Source organism: Slackia heliotrinireducens DSM 20476 (genome assembly GCF_000023885.1).
GTDB classification, from domain to species: Bacteria; Actinomycetota; Coriobacteriia; order Coriobacteriales; family Eggerthellaceae; genus Slackia; species Slackia heliotrinireducens.
This window is the reverse complement of the sequence record NC_013165.1, coordinates 972679-994911: the sequence shown is the minus strand read 5'-3', so window position 1 is coordinate 994911 and position 22233 is coordinate 972679. Positions and strand designations below refer to the sequence as shown.

The 22233-nt window shown below is 60.8% G+C and carries 10 protein-coding genes, 1 tRNA gene, 2 rRNA genes and 1 other annotated feature; all 13 genes read right to left on the bottom strand.

Annotated elements, in window-relative coordinates:
- Positions 1–24 precede the first annotated feature (24 nt).
- The 13 genes from nifJ to SHEL_RS04105 all read right to left on the bottom strand — a co-directional run bounded on the left by nifJ (position 25) and on the right by SHEL_RS04105 (position 21929).
- Complete coding sequence (nifJ, locus tag SHEL_RS04165; RefSeq protein WP_012798006.1) at positions 25–3618, bottom strand: pyruvate:ferredoxin (flavodoxin) oxidoreductase; 3594 nt, start codon at positions 3616–3618, stop codon at positions 25–27.
- Positions 3619–3990: 372 nt separating this feature from the next.
- Positions 3991–4431 carry a very short patch repair endonuclease gene (locus SHEL_RS04160; RefSeq protein WP_012798005.1) on the bottom strand — a complete coding sequence of 147 codons (441 nt, stop codon included), beginning with the start codon at positions 4429–4431 and terminating at the stop codon, positions 3991–3993.
- Positions 4428–8183 (bottom strand): UvrD-helicase domain-containing protein, encoded by a 3756-nt coding sequence (locus tag SHEL_RS04155; protein ID WP_012798004.1) that lies wholly within the window; start codon positions 8181–8183, stop codon positions 4428–4430. Before SHEL_RS04155 ends, SHEL_RS04160 begins: the two co-directional genes overlap by 4 nt.
- Positions 8176–10845 carry a PD-(D/E)XK nuclease family protein gene (locus SHEL_RS04150; RefSeq protein WP_012798003.1) on the bottom strand — a complete coding sequence of 890 codons (2670 nt, stop codon included), beginning with the start codon at positions 10843–10845 and terminating at the stop codon, positions 8176–8178. The genes SHEL_RS04155 and SHEL_RS04150 overlap by 8 nt, the downstream gene beginning before the upstream one ends.
- Before the next feature lie 125 nt (positions 10846–10970).
- Positions 10971–11045, bottom strand: a tRNA-Glu gene (locus SHEL_RS04145).
- 63 nt (positions 11046–11108) lie between these two features.
- Positions 11109–11594: a Cys-tRNA(Pro) deacylase gene (gene ybaK / locus SHEL_RS04140; protein ID WP_012798002.1), complete on the bottom strand. Its 486-nt coding sequence runs from the start codon at positions 11592–11594 to the stop codon at positions 11109–11111.
- 186 nt (positions 11595–11780) lie between these two features.
- The gene (gene rplL, locus SHEL_RS04135; protein ID WP_012798001.1) at positions 11781–12155 is read right to left on the bottom strand and encodes a 50S ribosomal protein L7/L12; all 375 of its coding nucleotides are present in this window, start codon (positions 12153–12155) and stop codon (positions 11781–11783) included.
- A gap of 129 nt (positions 12156–12284) precedes the next feature.
- Positions 12285–12806: a 50S ribosomal protein L10 gene (rplJ, locus tag SHEL_RS04130; RefSeq protein WP_012798000.1), complete on the bottom strand. Its 522-nt coding sequence runs from the start codon at positions 12804–12806 to the stop codon at positions 12285–12287.
- Between the two features lie 64 nt (positions 12807–12870).
- Positions 12871–13008: a sequence feature (ribosomal protein L10 leader region), on the bottom strand.
- 93 nt (positions 13009–13101) lie between these two features.
- Positions 13102–15009 (bottom strand): Tat pathway signal sequence, encoded by a 1908-nt coding sequence (locus tag SHEL_RS04125; protein ID WP_012797999.1) that lies wholly within the window; start codon positions 15007–15009, stop codon positions 13102–13104.
- Positions 15010–15022: 13 nt separating this feature from the next.
- Positions 15023–17677 (bottom strand): aconitate hydratase AcnA, encoded by a 2655-nt coding sequence (gene acnA, locus SHEL_RS04120; protein ID WP_012797998.1) that lies wholly within the window; start codon positions 17675–17677, stop codon positions 15023–15025.
- Positions 17678–17845: 168 nt separating this feature from the next.
- Entirely contained in the window at positions 17846–18448 is a 603-nt protein-coding gene (locus tag SHEL_RS04115; RefSeq protein WP_012797997.1) for a hypothetical protein, read from the bottom strand.
- A 281-nt stretch (positions 18449–18729) separates the two neighbouring features.
- A 5S ribosomal RNA gene (rrf, locus tag SHEL_RS04110) occupies positions 18730–18844 on the bottom strand.
- A 107-nt stretch (positions 18845–18951) separates the two neighbouring features.
- Positions 18952–21929: ribosomal RNA gene (locus SHEL_RS04105) — 23S ribosomal RNA — on the bottom strand.
- Between the last annotated feature and the right edge of the window lie 304 nt (positions 21930–22233).

Below are 22233 nucleotides of genomic sequence, written 5' to 3'. Positions count from 1 at the left end.
CGTTTCCATATGGACCTTCAGGCCTTATGCCTCGGAGAACATCTCCTTCAGCTTCACCAGATGGTTGTAGCGTTCCATGGCCGCAGCCTCGTTGCGCACGAACAGTTCCTCAGCGCGCTCCGGGAACTCGCGGGTCAGACGGCTGTAGCGTGCCTCGTTCATCAGGAACTCGCGGTAACCGCCTGCGGGCTCCTTGCTGTCCAGCGTGAACCTCTGGCCAGGCTCGGCAGCCGGGTTGTAGCGGTACAGGTTCCAGTATCCGCATTCCACCGCACGCTTCATCTCGGCCTGGCTGTTCTTCATGCCGCCCTTGATGGAGTGCATCTCGCAGGGGCTGTAGCCGATGATGATGGACGGTCCGGGATACGCCTCGGCCTCGGCGATGGCCTTGATGGTCTGGTTCGGGTTGGCACCCATGGCCACCTGGGCAACGTACACGTAGCCGTAGGAGATGGCCAGTTCGGCCAGGCTCTTCTTCTTGATTTCCTTGCCGGCCGCGGCGAACTGCGCCACCTGGCCGATGTTGGACGCCTTGGAGGCCTGACCGCCGGTGTTGGAGTACACCTCGGTGTCGAAGACGAAGATGTTGACATCCTTGCCGCTTGCCATGACGTGGTCCAAGCCGCCGTAACCGATGTCGTATGCCCAGCCGTCGCCGCCGAAGATCCAGAAGCTCTTCTTGGTCAGGAACTCGCGGTTCTCAAGGATACCCTGCGCCAATTCGGCAGCTTCGCCTTCGCCCTGCGCCGCAGCTTCCAGCTGCTTGATGAAGGCAGCTGCCGCAACCTTGGATTCAGCGGAGTCGTTGCGCGCATTGATCCAGGCCAGCGCTGCATCGGTAAGCTCGTCGCCGCAATCCTGGGCAACCAGTTCCATGGTCTCGCCCATGACCTTGTCGCGCACCGCTTCGTAGCCGAGCAGCATGCCCAGGCCGTGTTCGGCGTTGTCCTCGAACAGGGAGTTGTTCCATGCGGGACCGAAGCCCTGCTTGTTGGTGGTGTAAGGGCTGGTCGCAGCCGGGTTGCCCCAAATGGAGCTGCAGCCCGTGGCGTTGGCCACGTACATGCGCTCGCCGAACAGCTGGGTCACCAGGCGTGCGTAGCTGGTCTCGGCGCAGCCTGCGCAGGCGCCGGAGAACTCGAGCATCGGCTGCTTGAACTGGCTGTCCTTCACGGTATTGCCCTGGATTTCGGGTTTTTCGGCCACGTTGGCCACGCAGTAGTCGAACACCTTCTGGTCGTCCAGTCGGTTCTCCAACGGAACCATGTGCAGCACCAGCTCTTCGGGCTTGGCTTCAGGGTTCTTCCTCAGGATTGACTGGTTGCCCGCGCACACGTCAACGCAAACGCCGCAGCCCATGCAGTCCATCGGCGAGACGGCCAGCGTGTACTGATACAGGTCCTTGGCCTTGCCCTTCATCGGCAGCAGCACGGTGTTCTCAGGCGCAGCGGCGGCTTCGTCGGCGTCCAGAGCGAACGGACGGATGGTGGCATGGGGGCAGGCGAAAGAGCACTGGTTGCACTGGATGCACTTCTCGGCGTTCCAAGCAGGGACGCTCACGGCAACGCCGCGCTTCTCGTATGCGGCGGCGCCCAATTCGAACTGGCCGTCCACGTGATCCATGAAGGCGGAAACAGGCAGGCTGTCGCCGTTCATCAGACCGATCGGCCGCATGATGCCCTGGACCTGTTTGACCAGCTCGGGGCGTCCCTCAAGCTCTTCAACCACGGTCTCGTCAACGGCGTCGGCCCAGGATGCGGGCACGTCGACCTTGACGAAGGCGGTTGCGCCCACCTCGATGGCGCGATGGTTCTTGTCCACCACGTCCTGGCCCTTCTTCATGTAGCTCTTCGTGGCGGCATCCTTCATGTACTGGATGGCCTCTTCGGCAGGCAAAACATTGGCCAGCGCGAAGAATGCGGACTGAAGGATGGTGTTGGTACGCTTGCCCATGCCGATTTCGATGGCCAGGTCGATGGCGTTGATGGTGTACAGGTTGATATCATTTGCCGCGATGTAACGCTTGGCTTCGGCGGACAAATGATGCTCGAGCTCTTCCAGATCCCACTGGCAGTTGATGAGCAGCGTGCCGCCCGGCTTGACGTCGCGGACGATCGGGAAGCCCTTGGTGATGTATGCAGGCATGTGGCACGCAACGAAGTCGGCCTTGTTCACATAGTACGGGCTGCGGATGAACGTGTCGCCGAAACGCAGGTGGCTGACGGTGATGCCGCCGGTCTTCTTGGAGTCGTACTGGAAGTAAGCCTGCACGTACTTGTCGGTATGGTCGCCGATGATCTTGATCGAGTTCTTGTTCGCGCCGACGGTGCCGTCGCCGCCCAGACCCCAGAACTTGCACTCGATGGTGCCTTCGGAAGCGGTGTTCGGGCAGTTCGGATCCTCTTCGAGGGACAGGTTCGTCACGTCGTCGACGATGCCGATGGTGAACTCGCGCTTCGGGTCGTCCTTCTCGAGCTCCTTGAAGATGGCGAACACGGATGCGGGCGGGGTGTCCTTCGAACCCAAGCCGTAACGGCCGCCGCACACCGTGATTCCGGTGATGCCCTCATGAGCCAGAGCGCTGACGACATCCAGGTACAGAGGTTCGCCCAGCGAACCCGGCTCCTTGGTGCGGTCCAGAACAGCCAGCTTGGTGCAGGTCTTCGGCAGCGCCGCCGCGAACTTCGCAGACACGAACGGACGGTACAGGCGAACCTTGATCAAACCCACCTTCTCGCCGTGGGCGTTCAGGTAGTCGATGACCTCTTCGGCAACGTCGCAGAAGCTGCCCATGGCCACGATCACGCGGTCGGCGTCTTCGGCGCCGTAATAGTTGAACAGCTCGTAGTTGGTGCCCAGCTTGGCGTTGACCTGGTGCATGTAATCCTCAACCACGGCCGGCAGTGCGTCGTACACGCTGTTGCAGGCCTCGCGGTGCTGGAAGAACACGTCGCCGTTCTCATGGCTGCCGCGCATGGCGGGATGCTCGGGATTCAGGCAGTGGTCGCGGAATGCGTTCACAGCGTCGAAGTCGCACATTTCGGCGAGGTCGGCGTAATCCCAAACGGCGACCTTCTGAATCTCATGGGAGGTGCGGAAGCCGTCGAAGAAGTTCAGGAACGGAACGCGGCCCTTGATGGCGGCCAGATGAGCCACGGCAGACAGGTCCATGATCTCCTGGACGTTGCTTTCGGCCAGCATGGCGAAGCCGGTCTGACGGCATGCCATGACGTCGGAGTGGTCACCGAAGATGTTCAGCGCGTGGGTTGCCACGGTACGCGCGCTCACATGGAAGACGGCCGGCAGCTGCTCGGCGGCGATCTTGTACATGTTCGGGATCATGAGCAGCAGGCCCTGGGAAGCGGTGTAGGTGGTGGTCAACGCGCCCGCGGTCAGCGAGCCATGCACGGTGCCGGCGGCGCCGCCTTCGCTCTGCATCTCGCACACCTTGACGGTGGTGCCGAAGATGTTCTTCCGACCCTGAGCAGACCACTGGTCCACCAGGTCTGCCATCGGGCTCGACGGCGTAATCGGATAGATACCGGCAACCTCGGTGAACGCATAGGATACGTACGCCGCGGCGTTGTTGCCATCCATCGACTTGAATTTTCGTGTCATGTCTTCCCCCTTTGAAGGTCAGAGCTCAGCCTAAAGGTCCGTGGAAGGCGCTAGTCGAAGGAGCGCCCTCGAGATTAAAGCCATGCGCCTGCAGCCCACCCTTTGGACCTTCGACAGAACGCACAAATACGTCGTAACTATATCAGTGCGAACCGCGCGTTCCTGAACGATTTCGGTGTTCAACGGCAAGTGACGCCGCTCTTGTCGGCAAGCGGATTAAAATGTGTCGGCTCCGTGGAGAACCCCTCTCGAAAATGCGAGGTTCGGCAAAACGATGCGGAAGCATCGGGGCGATACGAGGGGCAAACGGCTCTTATCGAATGAGGACCGCCGCTCACCCGCATGATAAGCTACGGCGACGGAGCGTGTCCGCTACTTGCCCAATTCCTTATGGAGTTCGGGCAGAAGCGTGTCGAACGTGGCCTCGACGTTCTTCTTTTTCAACTCGCATTCCCAAATGACATGCACGCGCCAACCGTCGGATTCCAGCTTGGCAATGTTCTCTCGGTCCCGCTCGACATTGCGCTCGAACTTAGGGATCCAGTATTCCTGATTCGTCTTCGGCACGGGAAGCTGGCAGTGCGGGCAACGGTGCCAGAAGCAGCCGTGGACGAAGATCGCGACCTTCTTGCCAGGCCATGCCACATCGGGGTGCCCCGGCACCTTCCAGTGCACGCGGTACCCCAGAAGCCCGTCTTCGCGAAGTCGTTTGCGCACCAGCAGTTCAGGCTTGGTGTTCTTGCCCTTGTTCGACGTCATGCTCTTGTGTACGGCCGGAGACACGTTCTCGAAATGGGGAGCCTTGCTCGTCATGACCGCCCGCCTGCCTTGTAGGCCGACAGGATGCGCTTCGCCAAGACGGGGGCGTCCTCGAGCGTGAAGGAGTAGTTCACGCACTGGGGCTGGCCTGGGGCATCGGCGTCTTCCTGCTCGACGCGGACGAAAGAAAGGTCGACCCGACCATATCCCTGCGTGAACAGCGCATACGCATAGCATGTTGCCTGCAGAAGGTGCTTGGTCTGCAGCTTCTCAGACGTTTCGTCCTCGTGCCCGCCGGTCTTGTAGTCGACGATGTAAGCCTGATCGAAGCCTCCATCGGAAGCCAGCAGGTCGATGGAGCCCTCCAGATACAGCTCCGTGCCGCCATCATCCGGGACCGTCACGAAGAACGGGGCTTCGGCCTGAAGGTTCTTACAGGCCAGCGCTCGGGCGCATGCGTCACTTCCGTACCAGCGGAGCAACGCTTCCTCAAGGCGGACATGGCTAGCCGCATCCACTCCGTTGACCTTCATGACCGCAGCGATGCGCTGCGCGTCGGGAACAGGAAGAGGAACCGCATGGCCCTCGCCTTCCACCTGCCCGTTCGCCATTTCGACCGACCATTGGGCCAGCGCGTGGAACGCCGATCCCACATCCGTCGCCTTGTCCGTGTCGGACGACAAGTCGGCCGCAAGCTCATCCCAGAACGCGTCGTCATCGGCGAAGGGGTCGTCCAGCACATCCTGAGACGATCCGTAGGCGGCTCGGGAGTCTTCGGTTTCGTAGGACAGCGAAACCGCACCGAAAGGCGACGGGGATGCAGTCCCCAACGCATCGGTCTCGCCCTCTAGAAAGCCCGCCGGCAGCGCTTCCTCCAACGACGAGTAGCTACGCACGTTGCCCCGGTCGAACACGCTGGGCGCACCGTCCACGGCCACGATGCCCCGCCCGGGATCAGGCAACGTCACGGTGGAACTCGCCTGTGTGGGCACAAGCGTAGCCGCAAACCCCTGCAGCGCATCGGGATAGGACAGGCCGCCCGATACGTCACGTGAGATGGGAAGCCGGGTGAACAGCGCCGGAGCGGAACCGCCGTACTCAAGCGGCACCGGCACGCCGGCCTGATCAGGAAAATCGCCTTCGGCATTACCTTGCGCGGCCATCAGGCCTGCACGGATGTCGGACATCGTGTCGATGTAGACCGCCGGCTGCTTGGTCCGTTTCACGTGCATCGATACGAACAGCGACTCGCTGGCGCGGGTCAACGCCACGTACAGCAGACGCTGGGATTCCTCCTTTTCCTGCTGAATCCCGTAAGCGGTCAACAGGCTGCGCAGCTCCGTTTGGGACGCCGCACTTTCGATGGCCCCTATCAGGTCAACGTCATCTTTTTCGGGGTCGACGGATGCATAGGCCTTCGCACGCTTGGTAAGCACCTCGAGATCGGAGGCGGAGTTGCCAGGCATGAGGGATATATAGGTTGTGCCGCGGATGGTTTCGCACATGAATTTTCCTGCGGACGAGCGGCGTTCCTTCGCGAAATCGGCCACAGCGACGATCGGGAACTCAAGGCCCTTGCTGGCGTGGATGGTCATGATGCGCACGAAGTCGCCCGCCTCCGCCGACAGGGCACCCGGCGCCTCTTTGCAGCTTTCGAGCCGGGCCGCCATCTCCCGGGCCGCAGCGGCAACGCCGCACACGTTCTCTTGGCAGATGTCGCCTGCCATGCGCACGGCTTTGAGAACGTTGCCGGCGACGGCCATGCCCTGGGCCCCTTGCTCCTGCAGGCGGGAAAGCCATCCGGAGCGCACCAGCGCCTCAGTCAAAATCCGATCAGGCGCATCGCTGCCCGCCCGGAAGCACATGTCCCGAAGCACCTCCACCGCATGCCTGAGCGCCGGGCTTGCCGGCATCCCCTCTTCCATATCGGCATGCAGGCGGAACAGCCCCTTGGAGATGTCCCGCTTGCGAAGGCCTTCCTTCGCCGTGCGGTCCGTGGCGAGCTCTAATAGGTCGTCGGCGGACAGGGCGAACATATCGCTGGTCAGCACTTCGAAAAGCGCCGGTGCATCGTTGGGGTCGGCTGCGACCTGCAGAAGGCGCAGCACCACAAGAGTTTCGGGCATCTTGCCGAACAGGGAGCCGCCCGCTATGACGCACTCGAAACCCGCATCGCGCAGGACCTGGGCGTACACGTCTGCATTGGTCATACGCCCCAGCAGCACCACCATGTCGGACGACGGATGGCCGGCCCGGCGCAGCTCGGAGAACCGCTTCGCGATGCCCAGCGCCTCGATGCGGCAGGCGTCGGCTCCAGTCGCCCTCTCGGCGGCGGTGTCGCGCTGCTCCCGTTCCACCAGTTGCAGCTGGATGCGAGGTGTGTCGCTGCGGTACGGCCGCTTCACCTTGGCTTCGTTTCGGCCAGGCGCCAACGACATGAAGGCATCGCCGAACATCCAGCTTCGGCCGAACAGGCAGTCCACGAACGACAGCACGTCTGCATGGCTGCGGAAGTTATCGTGCAGCTCCACATACACCGCATCGTCGCGCTTCTGCATCCGCTCCACATGCCGGCGGTACACGTCCACGTCCGCCCCGCGGAAACGGTAGATGCTCTGCTGGGCGTCGCCCACCGTGCACAGCCGCTCCAAACCTTCGCCCGCCATGTGGGAGATCATGTCTATCTGCAGCTGGTCGGTGTCTTGGAACTCGTCGATCATGACCAGCTTGAATGTTCGCGCGTATTGGTCGGCTATTTCGGGATGCTGGTCGAACGCCCTGAACGCCAGTACCAGAAGGTCGGTGTTGTCCAGTGCGTACGCCGCCGATTTCAGGGCCTCGTATTCCTTAAGCACCCGTTTGGACAAGGTGATCAGATCGTTGACGAACGGGCGAGACAGCTTGCACAAAGCCTCTCCCGCCAAAAGCGACCACATCTGCTTCCACCTCGGTTTGCCTTCGCAATACGCCTCGTCGCTGCGTCCGATACGGCCGTTCGGATCGGGGAACTGGGAAAGAATCTCCAGGCACGCCTCAGGAGTAGGCTCCTCCCCTGACATAAGCAAGGCCTGCACCGCCTCGGCGGCGTCATCCCCCTTGGCAAGCAGGGCATCCCTGGTGGCGCTGGCCTTCAGGTTGCGCACCACCCCGCCCATGTCTTCCCAGGTCTGCCACGCTGCACGAAGCAGGTCTGTCCAACCGCGCCCTTCTGGCGGCACGCGCAGGGCATCGAATCCCGCAGGCGACGAGGCCGCCGCATTTGCCAAAGAGCGAATCATGCGCTCGATGGATTCGCCGCCGAAAGCGTTGGGTCTGATGGAGTACTCGGCGAACAGCCCGTCCATGCCTTCGGGAGACATCAGCTCATCGGCCTGGGAGAGCACGGTCTGGATGGCACGCTCCATCATGTCGGTCGCGTCCGCTTCGTTCAACACCGTGAACGCCGGGTCGATGCCGATTTCCAACGCATGTTCCCGCAGGATGCGCGAACACATCCCGTGGATGGTGGAGATCCACGCGGAATCGACCTTCAGCGACTCCTCCACCATGCCTTCCGCCCGTAGGGTACTCTTCACACGCGCCTTGATCTCCTGGGCCGCCTTGGTGGTGAACGTAATGGCCATGACCTCATCGATGCTGTCGACGAAAGGATCGCCCCCCTCGCCCGAGCCGGGAAGCAAAGCCCAGGCGATTCGCTGCGTCAACGTGAACGTTTTGCCGCTGCCGGCACCTGCAGAAATGACAAGCGGCCGGTCCAAAGTTTCGACGCTTGCCCTCTGAGGAGGTGTGAGCGTTTCTTTATTCATCTGCGCCTCGCTTCGGACAGGATTTGACGGGGCACCAGTCGCACACCGTTGCATAGGCCGGAGCCGGTTCGATGATACCCTCGAGAAGATGTTTGATATGCTCGGCAACCCGCTCCTCGGTCTCATCCAGCACCGAGCCGAAATCCCGTCCGTCGACGGGGTGGAACTCGCAGGTGGCAACCTTGCATCCGGGCAGGTCGAGTTTGCCCATCAGGCTGCCGTCGTAGGCGCCGCGAATGACAGGCGTCTTCCCGTAAGAGATATACAGCGCACCGCGCACGTCCAACCCCAGATGACGCCTGAGCAGCTGAGCGTAAATCAGGGCCTGCACCTTGCCGTTTGCAAGCACGCCGCCTTCTCCGAACGCAGCGTAGCGCTCGCTGACCGAACCCTTGTAGTCGATAACGACGGCTCGTCCTGCCTCGTCTATGTCCACGCGGTCCACCCGTCCGAACACCTTCACGCCGGCGTAATCCACGGCTTGCGCGATAGGAATCTCATATTCCAGCAGATGGGGATGGAAATCGGGCAGCATATTCGCTTCTCGCAAGACGAACCGAACCAGCTTGTCCTTAAGCGCGTCGATCTGCAGCTCCTCCACCGAGGTCGTTGCGACCAAGCGGTTGCGCCGCTGCCTTCCGTGCGCAGGTTCGGCCTGGATGGCTCGGCGCCCGTCGAAGCATGCGGCAAGCACCTCCACCGCGCGGTCTCGGTTGTCGGCCGTCACGCGGGCATGACCCTCCTCCATGAACACCGTGTAGAAGTCGTTCAGCACCGCATGCGCGAAATCGCCCATCTCGACGGCCCCGAATCCTTCGTCGATGCCTTCGAGCCTCAGCCTGCGATGGGCGAACCACTTGTGCGGGCATTCCAGATAGCTTTCAATCTGGCTGGGCGACAGGCAAGGCGTCTCCACGACGCACGTGCGGTCGATGCGGGGCAGCACCACGAGATGTCTCGACCCATCGCTCACCTGCCCTGCAACCGGACGGTCGACCACAACCTGCGGCTGCTGGGGCTGCAGGTCGTGCGCCGCATTCTCGTACAGCGCCTCCTCGCCTTTCGACCTGACGGTGGCCAAAAGCTCCTGCGGCAAGCCGTAAGTCTCGTCCACGTCATCGGTGGCCGATGGGTTCTCGCGGTAGCAATCTATGAATTCCTGCAACGGGATGCAGGGGTATGTCGGGTTGGCATCCTCGTCGTTCATGGCGCGCTCGCAGACGAACTGAACGCGGGCCAAATTCTCCGTTGCCACGAAATTGCGACGTACGCGGGCCAGCGCGTCATCTTTGGAATCGATGCCAAGCTTCTCGAACAACGTCGTGACCGAGTCAGTCCGGTTCTTCACGGCGTAGGACACGCTGTCCAGCTCGGTGGCAACCACCACATCGAAAGACCCTGGACGGTAGTTCGAGGCCTCCTGTTGCGTGGCGAACAGCACCTGGGGCGGCTCGGCCGTGGCCTGGGACACGTTCACGTACATGAACTCGAGGAACATCATGGCGCATGGCAGATCCAGCCCGCATGCGCGAGCGGTCTCCATGACCCGACGCAGCGCGAACGCCGCCGCAATCTGCTCGACACGGCAGGCATCGCTCCAGTCGCTTCTGCCCTGCATAGACCCGATGAGGCTTCCAATGAGGATGCTGGCATCGAGGTCGGAAACTATCTCGTCGCAATAGCGAGCCTGCTCACTTTCGCCCAGAACCCGGGCGAGGCACTCCTCCTTCGTGATGAGACGGTTGCCGCGCATGCGGGCGTCCAAATCGAAAGCGGTCCTTCGGCCCACCCCCGAAAACGGAGACGTAAGGAAATCGGTCAGCAGCGCTGGACGGCATTCGTCTGCGGATTTGAATTCGTACAGCGATACGATCGCCCGTCCGAAGGCCGTGTCGAAGAACCGCTTGCGGGCCCGAACCCCGCAGGTGATGCCCTGGGCTGCCAAAAGAGGAGCGCACGCTTCGTACACGTCCAGCGGTTTCTTGCAGGCCACAAAGGCCGTAGCACCCTCCGCGCATGATGCCGCAATTTGGTCCGCCACCAAAGACGGACGCGCATAGGCGCCGCCCGGGAACAGAAAAGACGCTTCGATGCTTTGATCCAGGGCGTGCACGCGGTCGCTTGCCGGCTCCTCGGCAAACGAACCGCCCCCCATGGCCTCGAAGAACGCCCGCTGACCGGGATGCAGCAGGCCGAATCCTTTGACGGTCAAGTCATAGCGATTGGGCACGCAGCCAGGCAACGCAGCCATGACCTCACCCGGCTCAACAAGCCCCGCACGGGAAAGCACGACATGGTATTCGGAAGCACAGCCTAGCAACGCACGTTCGGTCCGGGTGATGGTAACAGGTACAGACCCCTTCATGGCGTTCATGAAAGCAGGCAGGCCCATGCCCTCCTTCACCATGCGGGATATGAGCATGAGGGTGCCGGGCGTGACGGGGAAATCGCCGGTGGAGCGCATGGCATACGCCAGCAGCATGTCCCGTGTCATGGAATCCACGATGGCCCGTCCGTCCCCGAAAAGAGACCACAGCTCATCCAGCCACGCATCCTGCGTGGTCACCTGGACACCCAAAGCCGTCGGACTGCCGACGTCGGCCAGAGCCTTTCGGTGCTCTTGGGCCTGCGCGTATGACGGAAGCAACACAATCTGGTTCACAAACACCCCTATCTACAATTGGCTCATTGTACTCCACCTGAGTTGCCGAGGTGTCCCAAGGAGCGTGCATCGACCGACAATGCCCTAGAAAAGAAAAAACCCGCTCGAAAGCGGGGAGATTTTGGTGGTGCCCCCAACGAGAATCGAACTCGTGTCTCAGCCTTGAAAGGGCCGCGTCCTGACCTCTAGACTATGGGGACATGCTTTTTGCAGCCCGTGTATTATCGCAAGGCTGCCGAAATGATGCAAGTAAAATTTTCAAGTTATGCAGTTACATCCACAACCTCAACAGGAATCACCTTCAAAAGGTCCTCCAACGTGAGTTGAATCTGGCAACCTCGCCTGCCCGCAGAGCACATGAACACGTCGAACAGTGTAACTGTCTCGTCGATGAACGTGGGGAAGAGCTTCTTCATGCCCAGGGGGCTGCAGCCGCCGTGGACGTAGCCGGTCAGAGGAAGCAGCTCCTTCGATTTAATCATGGCGATGCTCTTCTCACCCGCTACCTGGGCGGCCTTCTTCAGGTCGAGCTCCGCCTCGACGGGCACCATGAACACGTAATGATCTCCGCTCTTGCCCACCGTGACCAGGGTTTTAAACACTTGGTCGGTATCCTGGCCTAACAGATTCGCGATTTCCGTTCCAGACAAAGGCAGGTCGGGGTCGTAGTGTTCCACCCGGTATTCGACCTTCGCAGCATCCAGCATGCGCATCGCATTGGTCTTGTCTTTCGACTTGTCGGCAGCCATGGCCCTTCCCTTCTTGTCAGTTCGGTCGCCTTCGCATTCTAAGCCAGCACCTGGCTATTGTGAAGCGCCGACGGCCCTCCCCGTCGGCTCGGCGCACCGCCCGAGCTTCAAACGCATTCGACCTGCGAATAGAAAAAGGGCGGGAGACTCGCATCCCCCGCCCCGAATTCCTTGAAGGAATCGAAGTTACTTGACGGTGACAGCAGCGCCAGCAGCCTCGAGCTTGGCCTTGAGGTCCTCGGCCTCTTCCTTGGCAACCTTCTCCTTGATGGGAGCAGGAGCAGACTCGACAGCAGCCTTGGCTTCCTTCAGGCCCAGGCCCGTGATCTCACGGACGGCCTTGATGACGGCGATCTTGTTGTCGCCGAAGCCCTCGAGGATGACGTCGAACTCGGTCTGCTCAGCAGCAGCAGGAGCGTCGCCAGCGGGAGCGACAGCAACGGCAGCGGGAGCAGCGGCGGAAACGCCGAAGGTCTCCTCGATAGCCTTAACGAGTTCGGAAGCCTGGAGCAGGGTCATCTCTTTCAATGCCTCGATGATCTCTTCATTGGTCAGAGCCATGATAGTATCCTTTCAAAATGACCGCGGTATGCGATCTGTCCAAATGTGCGCCGTTCCTTTAGGCGCTTACTTTACGTTTCGCAACGAAGAACGCTGCAGTGTTATGCGGCTAGGCCGCATGGGCGAATGCTATGCAGCATCCTTCTGTTCGGCGACAGCGGCGGTAGCCACTGCCAGACCGCGGGGCAGGCCGCTGAGGGCGACCGCCAGACCGCGAGCCATACCAGAGATAGCGCCGGCGATCTGACCGTACAGCTGCTCGCGCGAAGGCAGAGAAGCGATGGCCTCGACGTCGTCTGCAGTGAGGGCGCTGCCCTCCATGACGCCGCCCTTGATAACCATCTTTTCGTTGTCCTTCGCATACTCCTTGACGACCTTTGCGGCGGCAACGGGGTCGCCATCGGCAAAGATGAATGCGGAAGGACCAGCCAGGATATCATCCAGAGTGGGTTGATCGAGACCCTTGAGCGCCAGCTTGACCAGCGTGTTCTTGTGCACGTTCATGTGGCCGCCTGCCTCACGGACAGCGCGACGCAGGACCTCAGCCTCCTTCACGGTCAGACCACGGTAGTCAACAACCCACATGGCGTTGGCTGCCTTCAGCTCTTCGGTGATCTTCTCGACGGAAGCGATGTTGTTCTTGTTCGGCATGTATTTCACCTCCTTTTCGTTTCACATCCACGTTCCGCCACATCAGTGGGTGGGACCGGTTTGCAAAACGAAAAGAAAACGGCCCCCGTGCCATGAAGACTCAGGGGCCGCAAAATTCCATTTGCTTACCACCTCGGCTGGCTGCTTTCGCAATTGAACCCAATCGGGTGCCTGCTGTCTTCGGCAGCGGAACTAAATTGTCCACTTGCATTCTTTCGAACGCAAGTGGACATATTATCGAGCATGGAGACCTGCGTCAAGTTAATCTGCAGGTCAACACAACCACGTCACAAAACTACGCAGCTGCACCTTGGGTAGCCGGCTCTTCGCCCGCCCCTTCTTCCGGAGCCTCCTCCGTAACGGCGATCGAGTCGGTCGACGCTTTGCTGCCACTGACGCTTTGGGCAACGCACAGCGTATCGCCGGGGATGTAATCGAACGAGATCCTGTCGCCAGGGACATACGCGACGATTTCCACCAGTCCAGGCAGGGCGAAGTCGTAGATGTGGTCATCGCCTTCGAGGGTGAGGTAGAAATGGGAGTTGCCGTCGATGACCGCCGTCGCCACCGTCTCGATGACGCCGGAGGTGTTTGCGATGCTATCCGGAGCCGTGTCGCCGCCGATGGCGCCATTGGTGGCCAGAAGTGCCACGTAGGTCTTCTGGGTTTCGCCAACCGTGTCGCCCACCGCAACGTTCTGATAGCGTTCGATGTCGACCATGGCATACTTCTTGACCAGGCCTGCACCGTCCTTAAGTGCCATAAAGTAGGTGGGCGTGTCAGCCACGTTGATCAAGATGGGGAAGGTGGCTTCGTAACGAAGGTTCTGAACCTGGCCTTCGGCGGAGCCCATGGCGGATTCTTCGGTCGCACCGGCCACCGAATAGAAGTGGCTCTCGGCCGTACGCTGGTTCACCAACACGAATCCGACGATGGAGTTGTCGGCCGTGGCAGAGGTGACGCCGGTGTACATCCACACGTCATCATCGATGGCGATGTAGTTGTATCCGAGGGAGTTGTCGGTGCCGGGAGTGGTCTGAACCACGCCGTTCTGGCCCAACCAGCTGTTGATCCAACCGTTCGTGTAGGCGCCCTTCCAGTTGTACTGCTGGATAAGCAGCTCGGAGGGGTACACGCGGTCCACCCATTCGGGGATGTCTTCGACCGCCAGGTCCTGGGTCTCACCGGTGGACGCATCCACCAGGACGGCGCGCTTGACGGTCTCACCGCCGAACAGGCCGATGGTGAACGAACGGACCGGGCAGATCCACCATGCGTGGCCGTCCTCGTCGATTTCGAAGGACTTCTCACCGAACATGTAGAAGGGGTACTTCAGCTGCACGTAGCGGTCGATGTTGCGGGCCAAAGGCTCGCTCTGAGAGTATTTGATGGTCTGGTCGCCCTCAAGACGCACGATCTGGGCATCCTGAGACGTCATGTCCACGATTGCGTAAGCGGGAATGCCGTTCGAGCGGTTCTGCAGCCATTTGAACAGGTCGGCATATCCCAGAGGGCTAACGCGGACAGGCGTGTCATTGTAGTTGATCTGGCTGTACAGCGTGGAGATCTCGAACTGGCTGACCAGGTCGGACATCGTACCCATGGTACGGTTGCCCAAAAGGACGGCGGAGCTGCGGTCGATTACGGGAATCTCGCTGTAGTTGACCTCTTCGATGTCCTGGGTGAATTCCATGTTCTCGGTTTGCAGGATGTTCGCGTACTTCTTGGCGTTGCCCGGGAAGAATGACATGGACAGAAGCAGGCCGATGACGCCGATGGCCACCACGATCAGCGGCAGATACGAGATGACTTTGAACCGCTTCGCTTTCGCTGCGTCCTTCTCTTTTCCGCCGATGCCCTTGTCGTAGCTGAGCTGCACGCCGCGCAGCAGCATGAACACGGCCACCATGATGGCGCCCACGACGACCCACAGGTCGATGTTGTTGATGCTCAGCGCGGGATGGAACCACCAGTATCCGCCGGCAAGCACGAGCAGAAGCACGATGATGGCGATGACCTTGCCTTTCTTGGTCATGCTGGCGATGCGCTCCTTCACGTTGTTGACGCCGTCCGACGCAGACGTGAACTCGACCTCGGGAATGGTGTCGTCCTGACCTGCGGCGAACGGATTGCCGGCTCCCCCGAAGGGGTTTCCGAACATGGCACCGAAGATACTCGCAAACGGGTTGTTGTTACTCGGCATGCGAAATCCTTTCTTATTCGGCTGCGACTAAATTGCGCAGCACATATTGGAGAATGCCACCGTGGGCCATATAGGCGCCTTCAGTGGGCGTATCCACGCGAACCGTCGCTTGGAACTCGACGACGGAGCCGTCTTCTTTTTCGGCTGTCACGTGGACAATACGGGGCTCGGGAAGCGTCGGCATCCCGGTTCCGTAATCAACAAATTCAATGGCGAAGGTCTCCTCGCCGGTCAAGCCCAGGGAGTCAACGCTCTCCCCCTCTATGAACTGCAGAGGCAGGATGCCCATGCCGATCAGATTCGAACGATGGATGCGCTCGAAGCTTTCTGCGAAGACGGCCTTCACGCCCAGCAGCAACGGAGCCTTGGCGGCCCAGTCGCGGGACGATCCGCTACCGTACATCTTGCCGGCAAGCACAACCGTAGGGATGCCTGCGTCCATGTAGTTGCATGCGGCCTCGTAAATGCTCTTGACCTCGCCGTCCGTCAGATCGCGCGTCCAGCCGCCGCTGGTGCCTTCGGCCATAAGGTTGCGCAGCTTGACGTTGCCGAAGCCACCGCGGGCCATGACCTCATGGTTGCCGCGACGCGAACCGTACGTGTTGAACATCTCAGGCTCGATGCCGCGCTCGGAAAGATATGCGGCTGCAGGGCTGTTGGCTGCGATGCTGCCCGCAGGCGAAATGTGGTCGGTGGTTATGAAATCGCGGACGTTCACCAGAACGCGGGCGCCCGTGATGGCCTTCGCCTCATCCAGACCCATGGTCATGCCGTCGAAGTAGGGGGCCCGACGGACGTATGTGGAATCTTCATCCCAAGCGAACAAATCGCTGGGCTCCACGTCCAATTCCTGCCAGGCCGGCGTGCCTTCGTACAGGCCCTCCGCCGCTTCCTCAAAAAGCTCGGCGGTAAGATACTCGTCGAGCACGGCCTGGACCTCAGCGTCGGTCGGCCAAATGTCGCGCAGATACACCTCCCCGCCTTGGGCATCCGTACCCAGAGGCTGGGTTTCGAAATCGAAGTCCATCGTACCCGTCAAGGCATACGCTACAACGCCGGCAGGCGCGCAGAGGAAGTTCTGCGAAACGTCCGGAGAGATGCGTCCTTCAAAGTTGCGGTTGCCGGAAAGCACGCTGGTCAGTTCGATGTCGTTGGCGATGTCGTGCATGTAGGGCCAAACGGGGCCGGAGTTGCCGATGCAGCTCATGCATCCGAATCCGCACAGGTTGAAACCGAGGGCACCCAGGCCTTCGGCCAGTCCGGCACGCTCCAGCAGCATCTGCGTCGCATGGCTGCCAGGCGCAAGCACGCGCTTCACCCAGGGTTTTGCAGCCAGGCCGCAATCGGCCGCCTTTTTGGCGATAAGACCGCACGCCACCATCATGGCGGGGTCGGTGGCCGTCGTGCAGCTGGTCACCGCAGCAATGGCGATGGCTCCATGAGTAAGCTCGACTTGTTCCCCATCGGCATCCACGGTTACGGTCTTGCCCATATCCAGGTTGCGCGCTTCGCAGATTTGGTTGAATGCATCGCGGGCACCTGCGAAAGGAATCTGGTCGTGAGGACGACTGGGGCCTGCCAGCGAACGGGTCACCGTACCCAGGTCGAGCTCGATGACGTCGCTGTACACGCGATTTGCATCCGTGCTCCACAGACCCTGGGCCTTGGCGTACGCCTCGACGAGCTCGATCTGCTCGTCGCTGCGTCCCGTGAGCCTGAGGTAGTCGAGCGTCTGTTCGTCAACCGGGAAGAACGTGCAGGTGCTGCCGTATTCCGGCGTCATATTGGCGATGCAGGCGCGCTGCGTTGCGGAAAGCGTGGCAACACCGTCGCCGAAGCACTCGACGAAGCAACCGACAACACCCTTGGCACGCAGGATCTTCGCAAAGGTGAGTGCGACGTCCATAGCGCTCACGCCTTCGGAGAGCTTACCTGTAAGATGGATGCCGATGACCTTGGGAACCAGCGTCGTAATGGGTTGGCCGAGGCATGCGGCTTCGGCCTCGATGCCGCCTACGCCCCAGGACAACACGGCGATGCCGTTAGCGGTCGTAGTATGGCTATCGGTGCCGACGACCGTGTCGAAATACGCGACCTCGCCGCCGTCCTGCTGCCTGGTCATAACACCCTGCGCAAAACGCTCGACGTTTATTTGATGGCAGATGCCGACTCCAGGAGGCACGATGCGCACGTTTTCGAAGGACTGCTGGGACCACTTCAAGAAGCGATAGCGCTCCGCATTGCGCTTGAATTCCATAGCCATGTTGCAGCGGAAGGAATCTTCCGACCCGGCCGAATCGGCGATGACGGAATGGTCGATAACCAGATCCAGAGGAATCTGGGGGTTAATCGCGTTGGGATCGCCACCCAAATCGGCTGCGGACTGGCGCATGGCCGCAAGGTCGACGAACACAGGAACGCCGGTGAAGTCCTGCAGCAGAACGCGGGCGGGCATGTACTCGATTTCGCCACCCTGGACTCCCGAAAGCCCGGCTTCAACGATACGGTTCGCATACAGCATCGCATCTTCAGACGTGTCCGCCTCGCGAAGCACGTTCTCGATCAGGATGCGCAGGGTATACGGCATCCTCTCAGCGTTCTCAACCGAGCCGACAGGATAAATCTCACAGGTCTTTCCTGCGTATTTCAACGTATCTGTCCTAGACAAGCCCCTACCTCCTATAACCACAAATGCACCTTGCTGCAGACTCCCCTGAACCCGCAGTGAATGACACTATATTCTATCAAACCACAGGTGATAGTCTGCGTTTGTTGCATTCTGGTAAATGGGTTCATAGCGTTACCAAAAAAAAGAAAGCCGGCGAACCGGCTGAATCTATGCAAGATTATCGATGATTTCCTGCGCGCGGCGCTGGAGCAGGCCTTTAGCGTTTTCGGCATCGAAGACCATGCGTTCTTTCAGACCTCGCTTAACGGAGGGCGCCAAAGCTCCTTTCGAGAAGCCGATGACGGCGTTCAGCATTTCGTAAAACTCCGGGTCGCCGTGGTAGCACTGGATGGCCTCGTCGATGTAATCCCAGGTCTTTTCGCTACGTTTTTGCGTTGTAGCACCCAGTTTGCAGAGGAAACGCATTGCGGAAAGATGCAACGTGCCAGGTCCTTCGTCAAACAAGGCCGCATCAGCGCCGACAATAGCCTTTTCACAGGCTCGGGAATCCACGTCCACAAGAAGCGTCAGGGCATCGAGGCATTCCCAGCGCGTCTGAGCTTCATGGCGACTCAGTGCAGCAGCAATGCTGGAAATGTGATCCGCGAGCAAATTTGCATCAGCATTCGCAACTTCCGTAATAGCCGAAGCAGAATTCTGGCGTAATCGCCGAGATGAGCTTCCGAGATTGGATACGAGCTCGCTCAGAAGATTGGGATCGCCCATAGCCGCAAGGGCAACAGCATGCTTATCCCCAGTAGGTTCAGTCATAATCAGTCCTCTATGTTTAGCATCGTTTTACGTTAAGTATTATACACAGACAATATGGATAGACCTAAATACGCAGATAGATGACACCGAAACATCATCCAACGTTGTACCAAAACAATCCCTCGGAATAAAATGCACATTCTGTTTGCGACTGCGGCAACATACATTTATAGGTCAAAAAAGAAAACGCCCGGCGTAAAACCAGGCGGCGGCACGGGCCCTAAAACAGAAGGGGGGACCCCGTTTCGGGAATCCCCCTTCAAAGGCAAAAGTGCCCCTCGCGAGCGCGGCGTCCTATCCTCCCACGGACTTCCTCCGCAGTACTTTCGGCGATGGCGGGCTTAACTGCCGAGTTCGGAATGGGGTCGGGTGATCCCCGCCTCCGTGGCCGCGCTCGCGAGGGGCGCTCTTCGAGACAGGCGCCCTGAGGGCCGCATAGCGTCGCTCCGAATCCTTCCAACCTGTTCGCATCACATGCCGTGCGGGCCCCCTCGCGGGGTCCGCGCGTGAAGAGCTCGGGCTATTAGTGCCGCTCGCCTGAACACGTCGCCGTGCTTGCAGCTGCGGCCTATCGACCTGGTGGTCTTCCAGGGCCCTTACCGAAGGGAGAACTCATCTCGGGGGAGGCTTCCCGCTTAGATGCCTTCAGCGGTTATCCCGTCCGCACGTGGCCACCCGGCGGTGCCGTTGGTCGACAACCGGTACACCAGAGGTGCGTCCGCCCCGGTCCTCTCGTACTAGGGGCGGCTCCCCTCAGTTCTCCTGCGCCCGCGGAGGATAGGGACCGAACTGTCTCACGACGTTCTGAACCCAGCTCGCGTACCGCTTTGAATGGCGAACAGCCATACCCTTGGGACCGACTACAGCCCCAGGATGCGATGAGCCGACATCGAGGTGCCAAACCTTGCCGTCGATGTGGACTCTTGGGCAAGATCAGCCTGTTATCCCCGGAGTACCTTTTATCCGTTGAGCGACGGCCCTCCCACGTGGGGCCGCCGGATCACTAGAACCGACTTTCGTCCCTGCTCGACATGTGCGTCTCGCAGTCAGGCCCGCTTGTGCTCTTGCGCTCTGCAGACGGTTGCCGACCGTCCTGAGCGGACCTTGCGCGCGCCTCCGTTACCTTTTAGGAGGCGACCGCCCCAGTCAAACTACCCACCTGGCACGGTCCGCGCGCCGGATGACGGCCGCGCGTTAGGCTGCCGGAGCGGCGGGGGCAGTATTCCAAGGGCGACTCCACGGGGGCTTGCGCCCCCGCTTCTAAGTCTCCTGCCTATCCTCTACGCGCCGAACCAACAGCCAATGCCAAGCTGCAGTGAAGGTTCACGGGGTCTTTCCGTCCTTCCGCGGGTAATTCGCATCTTCACGAATAGTACAATTTCACCGGGTCCATGGTCGAGACAGCGCCCAAGTCGTTACGCCATTCGTGCAGGTCGGAACTTACCCGACAAGGAATTTCGCTACCTTAGGACCGTTATAGTTACGGCCGCCGTTTACCGGGGCTTGGCTTCAGGGCTTCGCCTTGCGGCTAACCCATCCGCGTGACCTTCCGGCACCGGGCAGGCGTCAGACCCTATACGTCGCCTTGCGGCTTGGCAGAGTCCTGTGTTTTTGGTAAACAGTCGCTTGGGCCTCTTCGCTGCGGCCCCCGGCGGCTCGGGGAGCGAGTCCCTCCACCGCCAGGGGCGCCCCTTCTCCCGAAGTTACGGGGCGATTATGCCGAGTTCCTTGACCATGGTTCTCCCGATCGCCTCGGTATTCTCTACCCGCCCGCCTGTGTCGGTTTTGGTACGGGCGCCCTCGGGCCTCCCTAGGGGTTTTTCTCGGGAGCATGGGATGACCGGCTTCGCCAGAACGGCTTCGTCTCGCGTCTCGGGATGCGTGCGCGGCGGATTTGCCTGCCGCGCTCCCTACGCGCTTTCACGGGGACGTCCAGAACCCCGCCCGGCTGCCCTTCTCCGTCGCCCCGTCGGTGGTATCGCCCCGAAGGCGGTACAGGAATGTCAGCCTGTTGCGCATCGGCTACGCCTTCCGGCCTCGCCTTAGCCCCCGACTGACCCTGGGGGGATTAGCCTCGCCCAGGAAACCTTGGGCTTTCGGCGGCAGCGTTTCCCGCGCTGCTCTCGTTACTCATGCCTGCATTCTCACTTCCCGGCGGTCCACCCGGGGTTTCCCCCGAGCTTCGCCCCTGCCGGGAAAGCTCCCCTACCGACGGGCCGTAAAGGTCCGTCCCGCCGCTTCGGCACCGTGCTTAGCCCCGTGTATTGTCGGCGCATGTCCACTCGACCAGTGAGCTGTTACGCACTCTTTGAATGCATGGCTGCTTCTAAGCCAACATCCTGGTTGTCTAGGCAAACGCACATCCTTTGCCACTCAGCACGGATTTGGGGGCCTTAGCGGGCGGTCTGGGCTGTTTCCCTCTCGGCCGCGCGGCTTAGCCCGCACGGCCTGACTCCCGGCCTGACGATGGCGGCATTCGCAGTTTGGTCCGTTTCGGTAGGCTGTGAGGCCCCCTAGACGGTCCAGCGCCCTACCTCCGCCATCCACATTTGCCGAGGCTAGCCCTAAAGCTATTTCGGGGAGAACGAGATATCTCCGGGTTTGATTGGCCTTTCACCCCTATCCACAGGTCATCCCCTCCGTTTTCAACCGAAGTGGGTTCGGCCCTCCACGCGGTCTTACCCGCGCTTCAGCCTGCCCATGGATAGATCACCCGGCTTCGCGTCTGCGGCATGCGACTGGATCGTCGCCCTGTTCAGACTCGCTTTCGCTGCGGCTCGCCAAACGCTTGGCCTCGCCGCATGCCGCAACTCGCAGGCTCATTCTACAAAAGGCACGCCGTCACACCGCATGGGTGCTCCGACTGCTTGCAGGCGCACGGTTTCAGGTGCTGTTTCACTCCCCTCTCGGGGTGCTTTTCACCTTTCCCTCACGGTACTGGTTCGCTATCGGTCATCGGAGAGTGTTTAGCCTTGGAGGGTGGTCCCCCCTGCTTCGGACCGGGTTTCACGTGCCCGGCCCTACTCGGGGACGCGCTCGCGCAGGGGGCGTCGGTTCGCGTACGGGGCTCTCACCCTGTTCCGCCGGCCTTCCCAGGCCGTTCCGCTCCGCCGCCCCTTTGTGACTGCGCGGGGGGGCTGAGGCCCTCCCCCGGCGCGCCCCGCAACCCCCGGCAGGCAACGTCCTCAGACTTTGACGCTCTGCCGGGTTTGGGCTCGTCCGCTTTCGCTCGCCGCTACTCGCGGATTCTCGGTTGATTTCTCTTCCTCCGGGTACTTGGATGTTTCGGTTCCCCGGGTTGGCCCGGCCGCCCTATGTGTTCAGGCGGCCGTGCCCGGGCATGGCCCCGGGCGGGTTCCCCCATTCGGAGATCCGGGGATCTCAGGCCGTTTGCGCCTCCCCCCGGCTTATCGCAGCTTGCCGCGTCCTTCTTCGCCTTCCGATGCCAAGGCATCCGCCGTGCGCCCTTGGTATCTTCTCGCGCCGGGGCCGCATGGCCCCGGCCCGCACGCATGTAACGATTCAATGTGTTACGGATAGAACAAGTTGTTCGTTTCGATCGGAAAATTGATCTAGATTCGCTTCTGAAAGATGCGAACATCCGCAGGTCCTTATACTTTGCAGTCAAGAACTGATGATGTTTCGCATGATTTTCGGAAAAATCAACGCTATGCGACTTTCAAGGTGCCCGCCTTCTCGGGGGCGACCCTGAAAACCGGACGCTGCGCGCAAGGCGCATCCAAGCGGGTGCCGGCCGGGGGCACGGAGAAACGCATCCCCTCCGG